The sequence below is a fragment of the Marinobacter sp. DS40M6 genome (assembly GCF_028581595.1).
Lineage (GTDB): Bacteria > Pseudomonadota > Gammaproteobacteria > Pseudomonadales > Oleiphilaceae > Marinobacter > Marinobacter salarius.
In genome coordinates, this window is the sequence record NZ_JAFCAE010000001.1 from 491,832 (window position 1) to 505,597 (window position 13,766).

12 protein-coding genes are annotated in these 13,766 nt (G+C 59.5%); 4 read left to right on the forward strand and 8 right to left on the reverse strand.

The features are described from left to right. Positions 1-395: 395 nt before the first annotated feature. Positions 396-3,071 carry a nitrate reductase gene (locus JJO78_RS02160; RefSeq protein WP_075196311.1) on the forward strand — a complete coding sequence of 892 codons (2,676 nt, stop codon included), beginning with the start codon at positions 396-398 and terminating at the stop codon, positions 3,069-3,071. Here JJO78_RS02160 and JJO78_RS02165 read toward each other — a convergent pair. From JJO78_RS02165 to JJO78_RS02190, 6 genes are all read right to left on the reverse strand, one after another. Continuing rightward, entirely contained in the window at positions 3,051-3,752 is a 702-nt protein-coding gene (locus tag JJO78_RS02165; protein ID WP_273622726.1) for a hypothetical protein, read from the reverse strand. The two genes, JJO78_RS02160 and JJO78_RS02165, sit on opposite strands and share 21 nt — an antisense overlap. 123 nt (positions 3,753-3,875) lie before the next feature. Continuing rightward, positions 3,876-4,394: an Hcp family type VI secretion system effector gene (locus JJO78_RS02170; protein ID WP_007155157.1), complete on the reverse strand. Its 519-nt coding sequence runs from the start codon at positions 4,392-4,394 to the stop codon at positions 3,876-3,878. Between the two features lie 208 nt (positions 4,395-4,602). Then, positions 4,603-5,373: an energy transducer TonB gene (locus JJO78_RS02175; RefSeq protein WP_273622729.1), complete on the reverse strand. Its 771-nt coding sequence runs from the start codon at positions 5,371-5,373 to the stop codon at positions 4,603-4,605. Continuing rightward, positions 5,373-5,783 carry an ExbD/TolR family protein gene (locus JJO78_RS02180; RefSeq protein WP_273622730.1) on the reverse strand — a complete coding sequence of 137 codons (411 nt, stop codon included), beginning with the start codon at positions 5,781-5,783 and terminating at the stop codon, positions 5,373-5,375. The genes JJO78_RS02175 and JJO78_RS02180 overlap by 1 nt, the downstream gene beginning before the upstream one ends. Continuing rightward, a complete protein-coding gene (locus JJO78_RS02185) occupies positions 5,780-6,181 on the reverse strand; it encodes an ExbD/TolR family protein (protein ID WP_075196307.1) in 402 nt (133 codons plus the stop codon). Before JJO78_RS02185 ends, JJO78_RS02180 begins: the two co-directional genes overlap by 4 nt. After that, positions 6,168-6,968 carry a MotA/TolQ/ExbB proton channel family protein gene (locus tag JJO78_RS02190; protein WP_041335675.1) on the reverse strand — a complete coding sequence of 267 codons (801 nt, stop codon included), beginning with the start codon at positions 6,966-6,968 and terminating at the stop codon, positions 6,168-6,170. The genes JJO78_RS02185 and JJO78_RS02190 overlap by 14 nt, the downstream gene beginning before the upstream one ends. 217 nt (positions 6,969-7,185) lie before the next feature. Here JJO78_RS02190 and JJO78_RS02195 point away from each other — a divergent pair, with 217 nt between their 5' ends. Continuing rightward, a complete protein-coding gene (locus tag JJO78_RS02195; RefSeq protein WP_273622823.1) occupies positions 7,186-9,540 on the forward strand; it encodes a sensor domain-containing diguanylate cyclase in 2,355 nt (784 codons plus the stop codon). Here the strand turns inward: JJO78_RS02195 and JJO78_RS02200 are convergent, their stop codons facing one another. Both JJO78_RS02200 and JJO78_RS02205 read right to left on the reverse strand, forming a co-directional pair. Continuing rightward, positions 9,541-10,305, reverse strand: coding sequence for a sulfite exporter TauE/SafE family protein (locus JJO78_RS02200; protein ID WP_126810851.1), 765 nt, complete (start codon positions 10,303-10,305; stop codon positions 9,541-9,543). Positions 10,306-10,319: 14 nt separating this feature from the next. Continuing rightward, entirely contained in the window at positions 10,320-11,438 is a 1,119-nt protein-coding gene (locus tag JJO78_RS02205) for a hypothetical protein (RefSeq protein WP_273622731.1), read from the reverse strand. A 52-nt stretch (positions 11,439-11,490) separates the two neighbouring features. Between JJO78_RS02205 and JJO78_RS02210 the strand changes: the two genes are divergently transcribed. Continuing rightward, complete coding sequence (locus JJO78_RS02210) at positions 11,491-12,978, forward strand: amidase (protein ID WP_075196304.1); 1,488 nt, start codon at positions 11,491-11,493, stop codon at positions 12,976-12,978. A 149-nt stretch (positions 12,979-13,127) separates the two neighbouring features. Beyond that, on the forward strand, positions 13,128-13,763 hold the full coding sequence (locus JJO78_RS02215; RefSeq protein ID WP_036202020.1) for a hypothetical protein: 636 nt from the start codon (positions 13,128-13,130) through the stop codon (positions 13,761-13,763). The last annotated feature ends 3 nt before the right edge of the window (positions 13,764-13,766 follow it).

Below are 13,766 nucleotides of genomic sequence, written 5' to 3' on the forward strand. Positions count from 1 at the left end.
AAATTTGCCAGGGTCACGGGAAGTGCCTTGCGAGCAGGGGAATAGCCGTTTCTCAAGGTCATGGGCAAATATTTTTATTCGTTAACTGTGCGCTCTGATTGGGCGTTTTTGAGCGTTTTGCACTGTTATGACTCCTGGCACGGGGGTATTGAGCGGTCCCAGAGTTTGCTGAAACACCTGCTGGCCGGTTTTCTCCGGGAGTGGCCCTGGATTTGCACGGGCTTTGGGAAACGTTTGTAGCGAAAGCTGACACGCCAACCATAAACTGCCAGGCCCGGGGTTACTTGATCCCGGTACTGAATGCTGGCAACGAAGCCCGCATGCCCGGTTCCTGCCTGTTCAGGGAGTTCCGGACATTGCGGGCTTTTTTGTGCGTGTAACACTCAGGAGACACCGTGGACTTACTCAACACTACTGGCCCGGACCCGGTTCATACCACCTGCCCCTATTGCGGGGTAGGCTGTGGCGTGATGGCCTATTCCGACGGCGGCACACCGGTGGCCGGGGACAAAGACCACCCTGCGAACAAGGGGCGTCTGTGTGTGAAAGGTGCCAGCCTTCACGAAACCACCGGCCAGGAAGACGGACGGTTGCTGTTCCCGATTGTCAGGGGGCGCCGCAGCGAATGGGAGCAGGCGCTGGACGAGGTGGCGCATGCGATACAGGACAGCGTCAAGACTCACGGCCCACAGTCGGTGGCCTTTTACCTGTCGGGCCAGTTGCTGACCGAGGACTACTACGTCGCCAACAAGCTGGCCAAAGGGTTCATTCGCACACCTCATGTGGATACCAACTCCCGGCTTTGCATGTCGTCGGCTGTGGCTGCTCACAAACGGGCCTTTGGGGCGGACGTGGTTCCGGGTTGCTATGAGGACCTGGAGCTGGCTGACCTGCTGGTTCTGGCTGGCAGTAACGCCGCGTGGGCGCATCCGGTGCTTTACCAGCGTATGAAGGCCAGTGCGCGGGATGGGCGTCGAGTGGTTGTTATTGATCCACGCCGCACCGCCACCAGTGAACTGGCGGACCTTCACCTGGCGTTGCGGCCAGGTACGGATACGGTATTGTTCAACGGTTTGCTGAGTTGGCTCGCCGATCACGGTGGCCTGGATCAGGCCTACATTGATGCGCACTGCCAGGGTTTCGATAACGCATTGGCAAGTGCACGGGCGGCGGCCCCAAGCGTCGAATCGGTCGCAGAGCAGTGTGATCTTGCGCCGGAGGATGTCGAAACCTTTTATGCCTGGTTTGCTCAGACGCCGCGCACCGTCACCGGCTTTTCCCAGGGCATAAACCAGTCGATTGCCGGCACCGATAAAGGCAATGCGATTATTAACAGTCACCTGGCGACAGGCCGGGTGGGTAAGCCCGGAGCGGGGCCCTTCTCCCTGACCGGCCAGCCCAATGCCATGGGTGGACGGGAAGTGGGCGGACTGGCCAATACCCTGGCCGCTCACATGGATTACGACAGCCCGGGGGCCCGATCACGAGTGGCGGATTTCTGGGGTACCGGTGTGGTGGCCGATGGTCCGGGCTACAAGGCCGTGGACATGTTTGAGGCGGTTCACCGTGGTGATATCCGGGTGATCTGGATCATGGGAACCAACCCGGCGGTCAGTCTGCCGGATTCGGCCCGGGTTCGGGAGGCCTTGGCGCGTTGTCCCACCGTGATTGTTTCAGACTGCGTCGCCCACACCGATACCACGGACCTCGCGGACATCCTCCTACCCGCCGCTGGCTGGGGGGAAAAGGATGGCACCGTCACCAATTCGGAACGCCGTATTTCGCGGCAGCGTTGCTTCCTACCGCTGCCCGCGGAAGTAAAACCGGACTGGTGGATCATGAGTTCCGTGGCCGGGAAACTGGGGTTTGGCGAGGCATTTAACTATAAGCGGCCCGCGGATATCTTTCGTGAACACGCGGCCCTGTCTGCCCATGAGAACAATGGTGAGCGCCTGTTTAACCTTGCCGGCTTGGTGAACCTGTCGGATCCCGGCTATGACACGTTGCAGCCGGTGCAATGGCCAATTCTGGGTAGCACCGGTCCTGGAGTAGTCGATTCGGCACGACTGTTTGCTGACGGCCGTTTTGTCACCGACAATCAGCGCGCCCGATTTGTTGCCATCGAAACCCGATTGGCCGCCCAACAAACCAGTGACGACTACCCCATGGTGGTCAATACCGGCCGTATACGGGACCAGTGGCACACCATGACCCGAACCGCCAACACCCCACGATTACTGACCCACCGCTCAGAGCCCTATGTCGACGTGCATCCCGACGACATGGTTGCGCACCAGCTGAAGGAGGGGCATCTGGCGCGGTTGAGCCTTGGTGACGGCGGTTACGTGGGGCGAGTCCGAAAAAGCCCCGAACAGCGGCGCGGCGAGGTGTTTATACCTATCCACTGGAACCGCCAGTTTGCGTCCAGTGGGGTTGCAACACTGCTGACCGAGTCAGTGACAGACCCTGTTTCGGGCCAGCCGGAGGCCAAACACGGTCGAGCCGACATTACGCCATTCCGCGCCCGTTGGCATGCACGATTGCTGGTCAGGCGCAATCGGCCCCGGCGCTGGCAGGCCGACTACTGGTGCCAGGTGCCACTGCATTACTGCGACAGTTGGTGGCTGGCCGGGCGACAGCCGGTTGACTGGCCGGCGTCGATGACAGAGTGGCTGGGCGGAAAAGCGCATCTGGTAATGGCCGATGTGTCGCAGGGGCGGTTTCGCGCCGCCCGGCTGGTCAACGGGCAGCTGGAAGCGGTGTTGATGGTCGACAGCGATCCGGCGTTGATACCGGAGACCAGTTGGCTGGATCGCTGTTTTGCCGAAACAGAACTTTGCGACTCCAGCCGTCGGGCGCTGTTGGCTGCACGGGACGTCGACGTGGAAGATCCGGGCGCCATGATCTGTAGCTGTTTTCAGGTTGGGGAAAACCAGATAGCCGGTGCCATTGCTGAAGGGGCGCAGTCGATAGAAGCCCTGGGTCATAGCCTGAAGTGCGGCACCAATTGCGGGTCCTGCATTCCGGAGTTGCGCGACCTGCTTGCGGTATCAGTCCGCGAGAGCGCGTAACAGAACCAGGGGGACCCGGTATCGCAAGCCACGGCTGCGCCCGGTGCCCTCCACGGTGCAGGTTTTCCGGTTCACCCGGATGATCCGACCTTCCAGCTCACGTTTGCCGGCGCCAAAGCTCACCGCATCCCCGATCGTCCAGTTCGCTATGAGTTGGCGTGTATCTGGCGCCTCAATGGGATCGTCGGGCACGGAAAGCCCTGCCTTTTCGGCCTGGGTGGCGAGATGACGCCTGGCTGCCTCAGCACCGCCGCTGGCGTGGAGCTCGTCCAGTATCTGGTAGAAATGCTGATTATGGACGGAGCCCCGGTAGCGCTGGCCTGACACATGCTGGAGTAAGTGCGCGAATTCGTGGCAACAGGTGTGCGCCAGCAGGTTCAATGTGGTGACCGTGCCCCCGAAATACTCTCTCTGGCGAATCTCCCGCCCGGATAGCCAGCCGCCAACGGCATCAGGCTGGTGCTTATCCATAATCATGCGCTTGCCGTAGGTGATCTGGTGCTGTTTCAGGCGTGGGTCAAAACGATGGTAAGTGGCCTGGCCCGAGCCGACACGGCATAGCAGGGTAGTGGCGGGGAGTTGATCGCGAACCCATTGTCGGGCGGGCGTCCATAGTATGGCGTGCGTTGTATCGCACATTAGTTGGCCAATACTGCGAGCCATGGGTGCTTCAATAGTCATCGATCAGGCGCATGTGGAGGTGGCGGGAAACACTCATGCCCTGATGATACCGGGTGTTGGTCTTGCCGTAAAAACAACAACGGCCAGCAAAGGCTGGCCGTTGTGACTTCGTGGACCGGAGGCTTAGCCTTCGATCGGCGAACGCCAGTCGTCCGCACCGGAAGTACCGGCAACAGCGTGCTCCCAGGTTACCTTGCGGTAGGACAGAGACGCGGTTACCAGCTGGGTGAAGTCAGCGCTGGCGGCATCCTGGCAGTGCGGCATGTTGCACTGGATGTCGATGATGGTGGCATCTTCCAGGATGGTGGAGAAGAAGTGCTCCTGCTTGCCTTCAACAGAGGTGCGGTACCACTTCAGCTCAACCTTCGGCAGCATTTCGCCAGAAGCCAGGGCGTTGTACATAAGCGGGGTTGCTTTGTTCAGCGCAGAGGTGAACTTGAACGGCTTGTGAACGCGCTGACCGGAAGGCTGACCGGACTGGGGATCGGTCGGAACGGTGACAACGTGGCTAAATTCCTGAACCAGCACTTCGTCTTCGTGACCTTCAACGTAGATGTTGCCTACGGAGTCGGAGGTGAATGCGCCGGCGGTGATGTTGCCCTGAGTTTGGCCTTCGATGCTGATATAACAAGGAGTTGGCATAGTCTGCTCCATGACGTGTGAATGAGTAAGTGTCCTCGGGATCTCCCTGAACACTTAACACATAACAAAGGCCGTGCCAGAAACATAAATGTCTTTAATAACAGCAAGTAACGGTTTCCAGGTTGATAGTCTACGGCTGGGCCAGGCAATCAGTTGCTGGCTTTGGGGCGAGATTTTGCTGGTCGAGCAAAAAATTGCTCAACATTGCTCAGCGTAGGTTGAAATTAATCGGCAGGGTATAGGTGAAGGTCTGGCCTTTCATGGAGTCGGGTACTTCCGGCAGTGGTTCGGCGTCCTTGAGCATGTCCAGCGCAGCATCATCGAGCAATGCATGGCTTGAGGAGGCGTGCAAAGAGTGGTCTACCAGAGTGCCATCACGGCTGAACTCGAAAACCACCACCGGAGCGCCTTCCTGGCCAAGACGACGGGCACGACGTGGGTATTCGTAGTAGCGCCCCAGATGCCGGCTCAGTTCCGTGAGGTAGCGGTCCACATCGGAGGACTGTCCGGCAGTGAGTTCAACCTGCTGGCTGAGGCTTTCTTCTTCAGCAGTTTCAGCAGTGTTTTCGGATACTTGCTCCGTGCTCGTGTCGCTTTCAGTCGCATCAACCTGGGGCTCAGGCTCTGTTACTTCGGGTTGCGGTGTCGGCTCAGGTTCGGGTTGTGGCTCGGGTTCCGGTTCCGGCACAATTTCTGGCTCTGGCTCTGGCTCTGGCTCTGGCTCTGGCTCTGGCTCTGGCTCTGGCTTCGGAGTTGGCTCGGGGGGCGTTTCCTGTTCAACGGGGGGCTGGGGTTCGGGCGTTTCGGGCACCGGTTTGCCGGCCAGGGAAATCTTGATAGCAGGCGCGGAATTAACGGCGGCGTTTCCGAGCGGTTTCAGTTCAGGAATTCGCTCCGGCGTGGCGATTACCACCACAATTGCAGTGATAACAACGGAAACGAGCAGAAAAAGGCAACGGACGGTCTTGCTGGCACCCATCAACTGGCGGGCTCCGTCAGCAGGATGACTTCCTGATAGCCGCTGTCCTCCAGTACACGAAGCAGCGATTCCAGATCAGACATGGCGATCTCGCGTTCAGCGGCGATTTTCAACGGGGCTTCTGCATCCGGTGCTGGCAATGCCTTGGGAAGGCCCTCCGTCGTTACGGTGCGGCCGTCGACTTGCCATTCGCCTTTTGCAGTGACGGTCAGATCGGCATAGGGCTGCTCATTACCGGCTTGTTGCCCGGTGCCCGGTAGCTCTGGCAACGGGGTGTCTGACAGTTGGCCTGCCACGATAAAGAACATCAGCAGCAGGAATACCAGGTTGATGAGCGGCAGGAGGGCGTCCTCGAGACGCTCCATCAATGATTTGCCCGAGGTAACGGGCGGCGGTACCAGATCCGTCATGGCTGCTCCGCAGCGTCAGGGGTGCGCTTCCAGTGCGTGGTAACGCCACTGTCAGTGAGCTGACTGTAGGCCTGGGTGAAATGAGTCAGTTGGGTGGCAGACTCTGTGGCGAGGTTGATTTCGCTGACGCCGCCGGCCCGGAGCTGCTGGACCAGACCGTCCACTCCATAGGTTTCTCCCTGCCAGCGAGCCTGGCCATCACGCTGGATGACCACTTCGGGGATCGGCTCTCCGGTGACTGAACTGGTGTCGCCCGTGCTGTTGCTAAGCTCCATGAAACTGACCGGCAGCAAACGGCTGGTGAGCATGAAGAACACCAGCAGAATGAAGACCACATCGATCAGTGGGGTGATGCGGATCGGGATCGGGCGTGCCGGGCGTGGTTCAACCAGTTGCATTGGCCAGGCGACCCTGATGCTCGTCCCCGGAATACTCCACAACGCGCCCGGTCCTGGTGCCGGTGGCCGGTGCCGACTCATCGTGGGTCTCCAACGCCGATTCGCTTTCCGTTGTGGCGACGGGGACCGAGAGAATGGTAACCAGTGCGCTATTGATGGTTTTCTGGATACGCCGCAGGCGGAATTCAATCCAGGCGGCCAGTGCGGCAAACGGAATGGCGATAACCAGGCCGGCCGCAGTTGTGGTGAGTGCTTCGTAGATGCCGCCGCTTAGCTGGGAGGCATTGGCGCGCCCTTCGGTGGCGGCCATGGCTCCAAACGCCTCCATCATGCCCAGAACGGTGCCTAAAAGGCCCAGCAACGGTGCCAGCGCGGCAATCACTTCGATGATTTTGAGCGGTGCCTCGAACGGCTCGAGGGCTTCATGGGCGTCCCTGGCGACGGACTCCCGAATCTGCTGGGGATCGGTGCCGGCATTGCGGGCGTTCATGGTGTTGACGATCAAGTGGTGCAGTGGGTTCAGTCGGGCGTATCGGCTTGCGGACCGTTGCAGGTCCTCCGACACGTTGTCGCCAGGCCTTTGTTGCCATTTTGTAATGGCCTTTTTAAGTTTGGCAGTAAACCTGGGGGCAAAAAAAGTGCCGAATAACATGAGGTAAAGAAAGGTGACAACACCTGCCAGGGCAATCGCCAGCAACACAATCATGACGGGGCCGCCCATTTCCAGCAGCTGACTGACCGGGCCGGCGCTGATTCCGGTGGCGTCGGCGAGCAGGGACTCGGACATTGGGGAAACCTCAGTTAAGAAAATAGGTCTAAATAGTAACGATTATCATTGAAATTGCAAGTTCTGTAACCTGCTGAAACCCGAGTCTCTGTTAGACTTACCAATATTAAATCCTCCAGTAATCGACACGTTATCCAGTGAAAAACAGATATTTAGCATTAAGGGATGTCAACCCGAACCTATCCTGCGTCCATGAAGCGGGAGGCACTCCGCCGTGATGATAAGACGCTGGCTAGCAAGCCTGGTTAATCGTGCAGTTGCCTTTGTCATCCTGGCCATCGTGCTGGCTGCTCTGGCGGTGGCCGTGGTCAGTTCTCTGGTGGGACGTTCGGAACTGGCGGGGCAGACAAGGGAGCAGGTGGAGACCATCGCGGAACTGGTTGCCAGCGATCTTGATGCCCGCCTGGCCCAGCGCCGGGATACCCTGACCCATGTCGCGGAAGGGTTCACCATGGAAGAGGTGGTGCTGCGTTCCCGCTCCCGCCTTCTCATCCGTCGCGAGATTGCGCTGCAACATATGTTCGACGGGATCTACGTATTTGATGCCAGTGGCAAGGTCATTGCCGAGTATCCGCAAAGCTTCGAGCAGACGGGGTTGGATGTCAGCGGCCGTGAGTATTTTCGACAGACCTCAAGCCAGCTCACCTCCATTATCAGTGACCCTTATGTGTCGAACTACCTGGAGCGGCCCGCCGTTATGATGACGGCGCCGATTTTCGATCATCGTCAACGGTTTATCGGCGTGCTGGGAGGGGCGGTTTTTCTCGACGGCGACAACTTCATGGAAGACACCAGCGGTGTGAGTATCGGCAAAACCGGCTATGTCAGCATTGCCACACGTACCGGTGTAACCCTGGGCCACGGCCGTACCGGTGAAACCATGGTGCCGCTCAGGCTTGAAAACGAGGCTCACAAGAAGGCGATGGCGGGCTTCGAAGGCACTGTGCAGACGCTTGACCAGGAAGGCACCGAAACCATCACCTCGGTGCGCCAGATGTCACAGGTGCCCTGGTTTGTGGCCGCGGTGTGGCCGGTGAATGAGGCCTATGCGCCGCTCAGCCGGTTGACGGACAGCTTTGCGCAGACTCTCCTGATCGTGATTCTGATTGTGGCACCCTTGGCGCTGGTGGTGTTTCGTCGGTTGATGGCGCCCATGCGAAATCTGGGGTTCCAGATCAGTGAGCGCCACCTGGGGATACGGACCGAGCCGGTGGACGTTCTGGGAGGCACGGAAATCCGTCAGGTTGCGGAGACCTTCAACACCGTGATGGAAGAGCGTGACGAAGTGCTGTCCTCCCTGGCCGAGCGCGAGGCGTTTTTCCGCTCGCTCACCCAGAGTGCGCCGATTGGCATTATCCAGACCGATGTTCTGGGCAGGATTGAGTTCGTGAACCCGGCGTTTGAGCGGATCATCGGGGTCAGCTCCAGTGACCTCCAGCATACCCCCCTGATTCAAGGTGTATACGAAGAGGATCAGGCTGGCACGGTTGAAGCGTGGCGAGAGGCTCTGCGCAGCAAAACAGTGTTCCGAGGGCGATTCCGCCTGAAAAGCCGCTCCGGAGGTGGCGTGGTGTGGGCGGATGCCATGACGGCGGTGATTGAGACGGAGGAGCGTTCGCTGGGTACCATCACCGTAGTCAGGGACATCACCCATGAACTGGAGATTGAGGCGGAACTGGCCGAGCAACAGAAACGCGCGGACAGTATTCTGGGCGTATTGCAGGAAGGCGTATTGATGGTGGATGCCGAAGGCATTATCCGGTACTCCAACCAGGCCGCGTCCGGGTTCCTTGGATTGGCCGAAAACGGCGAGCGGCAGAACTTTTTCACGCTGGTATCGATTGAAGACGAGAACCATCGCTGGGAGGCTGACGATTTTCTGCGCAGTGCCGATGTGGATAGCCTGTATGCCACCCTGCGAAACAGGGCGGGCCAACTCTTCGATATAGACCTGGCAATGCTTCATCTTCGCCGGGAAAGCCATAATCACCGTATGGTATTCGTGATCCGGGACGACAGCGCCCGCCGTCGCGAAGAAGAGCGACTGTCCTGGGAAGCGACCCACGACAGCCTGACGGGCTTGCTCAATCGTCGGGCGTTCAATTCTTCCCTGGTCAAGTGCCTGACGGATACCAACAAGAAAACGGCGGCCAGCGTTCTGATGCTGATCGACCTGGACTACTTCAAGCCCGTCAACGACGAAGGCGGGCACTTACTGGGAGATGATTTGCTGGGGCGACTATCGGACCTGCTCACGCAGTCCGTGCGCCAGTCGGACACGGTGGCACGTCTTGGTGGCGATGAATTCGGTATTATCCTGCCTGCCTGTGGTCAGCAGCGCGCTGTCGAGCTTGCCGAGAAAATCCGGGCCGGTATTGAAGCCTTGCGTATAGAGCAGGACGGCAGGACGTTTGGAGTGACTGCCAGCATCGGCCTGACCGAGATGGGTGTCGCGGATACAGGGCCCCGGGAAGTCGTTGCGCGTGCTGACGAAGGCACCTACGCCGCCAAGGCCCAGGGGCGAAATCGTGTGGTGACGGTTCCCTTACCGTCACGGCAGAAGCCGGATTGATCACCACCACCCCGCAGAGCTGCCCGCCTGCCACAGCAAGCGCAGAGCGAGCAGGGTCAGAAGAACGTTGAACACGCGGCTGAAGTGCCGATTGCTCAAGGACTTGAGCACGTGGAGCCCCAGCCAGGTGCCGGCAAAACCAAAGCCGATCATGGCCAGTATGAACATCAGCCAGTCGCGGAAAACGAAACCAGCGAGTCCAAAAACCAACGCCTTGGGTGCGTGCTGGAGCGTCATTGCCGTGGCGAATGTCGCGACGGTGGTGAAACGCTCGGTGTGCATCTGCTTGATGAAGGAGGCCACCAGGGGACCGGTTGCGCCCACGAACAGGGAAATGAAACTGGTTAACGCAGAGGCAAGAAAGATCCCGATGCTGCCGAAGGCTCCCTTTGGCAGGGCGGGCCCCCAGCACAGGTAAAGCACGAAAACGCCAATGGTCAGTTGCCACAGATAGGGCGGCAGGTCGATCAGCAACCAGGCGCCAAGCCCCGCTCCGACCAGTACCCCCGGTGCGAAGGCTGCGATGGCTTTCCAGTCCGTGTGCTGCCAGGTCAGTGTGGCCCGCCCGGCGTTGGAACCCAACTGGATCATACCGTGAACCGGTATGATCGCCGCCGGTGGTATCCAGAACGCCATCAATACCAGCAGCAGAACCCCGCCCCCGGCGCCAAGGCTGGCGGTAATCATCGACGTAATGACAGAGCTCAGCAGCAGGAAAACGGCCGTTGCGGTGTTCAGGCCTTCCGGGATGAACGTCAGTTCCAAGGCGGGCTCCGGGTTTATTGGCAGAAGCGGGTATCAGCGAGTCGCGCGGTTTTACACAGCGCCTCGGTGGCGAGTTGAACATCCGCCACATAATACAGCGAAGCCAGCCCGAAGCGATCCCGCCCCAAATTGTGGAACACCATGCCAAAGGCAATGTCTCCCGCACTGAATCGCTCATGCTCCTGGGCAAAATAAATCGCAGGCTTCGACAGTGTCTCATCCTCCAGCAGGGACTGAACGCGGCTGGCACCGCCGTGATAAGCCTGGACCAGAAGCAGCGTAAAAAGCTGATCCCCTTTATCATCGGGCAGGTGACCGAAGCGCGCCTCGAAGGGCGGCCTGAGGTTGCGGGCATTCTGATCCATCAGTTTGAGGGCGCAGTCAATCTGTGCCAATCGATGCCAGTGGTTGGCGGGTTTGATCCGGCAGTCTTTGAGCGCCGAGGGTGAGAGCTGAAGGATGCCTTTGGCGTTGGCGGCAGAGTGCGCCCTTTGCTGGCCGCTGCTCTCGATCAATACCTGGCCGCCGAGGTACTTGGGCAGGCTCGCCGGCAGATCGAGGCGTTGCTGCTGCTCACGCAGGCCATAAACGTACATCAGTGCCTCGTGGAGTGGCTGTGGTGCTTCCTGAGAGGCGAACGACAGATCGTCCCAGGCACCCCAAATCAGTTCCGAAGGCAGGGTGCCAAGGTAGCGTGCCACGGCTTCATCCAGGTTGACGTGCGGCTGTCGACAGGACAGGGCGAAGGGGTATCCGGTCCTGTCGGGGCCGCCCGGGGTCCAGTCGTCAGCGCGGCCAGTGGCTGCCAGAGAGGCTCTGGTATCATTCAGGCGAATCTGGGTGGCCTCACGGTCGGAGCCATCGTCGATATAGCCAAGGAACTGGCCGCGCATATCGAACAGAATGTGCCGATCGGGCTTAGAGCAATATCCGGACTCCTTCAGTACCCAGCGGCGGATGGTTGTGATGTTCTGGTATACCCCCTGACTTGACCAGTAGGGTGAGCTGCGAACAACGCTGGTCCAGTTCTCGGCAGGTTCCGGCGGTTTTTTACTCGCTTGCGAAGTGGACGCGATAACAGATGTGACTATTATAACGACAGCAAGAAAGTGACGCTTAAAGCTCATGTTCATAAATACCGGTTTCCCCAATCTCCCGAAAACAGAATAACAAACGGAATCGATCATGAAGCAATCCGAATACCTCCGATACGACGCGGTAGCGCTTGCCGACCTGATTCGCCGCGGAGAAGTCGCGGCCAGTGACATCTGTGAGGCCGCTATTGAGCGTGCGGCCACGGTGAATGGCAAGCTCAACGCCATCTGCCACCCCCAGTTCTCCGATGCACTGAACCAGGCGCCTACACCGGATAGTACCTTCTCGGGCGTTCCCATGCTGCTTAAAGATCTGGCCCAGGAACAGCAAGGCCAGCCCTGTACCTACGGCAGCCGGGGGTTGAAGAAAAACATCGCGTCCCGGGATTCAGAGTTTGTACGCCGTGCACGGGCTGCGGGCCTGGTATTCCTGGGCCGCACCGCAACGCCGGAGTTCGGACTGAAGGCAGTCACCGAATCGAAACTCTGGGGAGCCTGCCGTAATCCATGGGATACGGATCGGACACCGGGTGGTTCCAGTGGCGGCTCCGGTGCTGCGGTGGCGGCGGGTATTGTACCCATGGCGGGAGCCAATGACGGTGGCGGCTCGATTCGCATTCCGGCGGCCTACAACGGGCTGTTCGGGTTGAAACCGTCGCGCGGTCGCATTTCCTCCGGCCCTTCGGTGGGTGAGGCATGGACGGGCGCCTCGACCGATCACGTGGTCACCCGCACGGTTCGAGACAGCGCCGCCATGCTGGACGTGCTGGCTGGCCCCGCGGTGGGAGATCCCTTTACCATTGCACCGCCGGCCGCCCCCTATGCCAAGCTGATGCAGCGGGCGCCACGCAGCCTCAAGATTGGTGTATTTACGTCGTCGCCCTACGAAACCGACGTGGCAAGGGAGTGTGTGGATGCCGTTGAGGAGACTGCGCGCACTCTGGAAAACCTGGGGCACCGGGTGGAGTATGCGCGTCCGGAATTCGACGGCATGGCCCTCGCCCGCTGTTATCTGGGGCTGTATTTCGGGGAAGTGTCTACGTTGATGGACCGCGCGAAAGCCGAGTTTGGTGCCCGCGATGACGACTTCGAACTGGATACCCGTCTGATCGGTATGTTGGGGCGGACCATGCCTCTACCGGACTACGTGCGCCGTCGCCAGCAGTGGAACGATTTTGCTCGCGCCCTGGGGGCGTTTTTTGAAGGTTACGACATGTACCTGTGCCCGACGGCTGGCCAGTTGCCGGCGAAGATTGGCGAGTTGGATACCCCATCCCATCTGCAGGTGGCTGCCCGGCTGATGTTGCTGCTGAAAGCCGGCAAGTTGGTACACCGCAGTGGGCAAGTCGACCAGATGGCTATGGAAAGCCTCGCCCGCACGCCCTTTACCCAGCTTGCCAACCTTACCGGTACACCTGCGATGTCTGTCCCGCTCGCCTGGACAGCCGCCGGATTGCCGGTGGGAGTGCAGTTCGGCGCTCCGCACGGAGACGAAGGCACCCTACTTCAGCTGGCGGCACAACTGGAAGAGGCCAACCCCTGGTTTGGGCGCTACGAACTGCTGGAAGCAATGATCTGACGCCATGCACTGAAACAATAAATAACGCATTGTGATCCGGGATCACCGTATCCACGTTTATCTTTATGGCAGGAACAGGCTATGCTGTGAGTCAGGAAGAGCCCATTCTTCCTGAACGACCCTGATGGCATCGAGGAGGCGAGCGTATTATGAACCAACCGATGGCAATCGACGAACTGGTGTCTGTAGCACAGGCCGAGGCCATGGGGGAGCTTGATGCCCCAATGATGGCGATCGTACTGTCCAGCGAACAAAGCTACGACTTGCCCATTAACTCTCTTGAAACCGATGCCGACAAGGCCCGCTGGGGATTGATCCTGCGCGCGGCCCGAGAGCATGTGGAAGCCGATGCGGTTGCCGTGCTGTACCCGGCGTGGACCACCATCCGCAGCAAGAAACCGGCGAAAGCCGAAGCAGGGTCAGAGGACACCCAGTCAGTGGCAGATAGCGACGAAGAGCAGCCTGCGCGTGGTGAGGATCCGGCAGAGCCCATCGACACACTGTTTGTGCAGTTGCACACCCGCGACCGCATCTACTGGCGTGGCTTTGAGCAGATCCGTGATCCCAAGCACCAACGCATTATCGGCTTCCGACGGATCAAGGCCTTGTCCACCGAATACGGTCGTGACGAAGCACCGTCAGTAACCTCCTGGCTGAACACCCTGTTTGAGCCGCTGCCTGATGAAGGCGAGGAAACCGAGGTGGATATGGAATTGGCGGATCTGCTGGATGAACCGGAGGTCAGCGCCGCTCTGTATCCACGCCAACTCCGTGCACTGCACTGATTA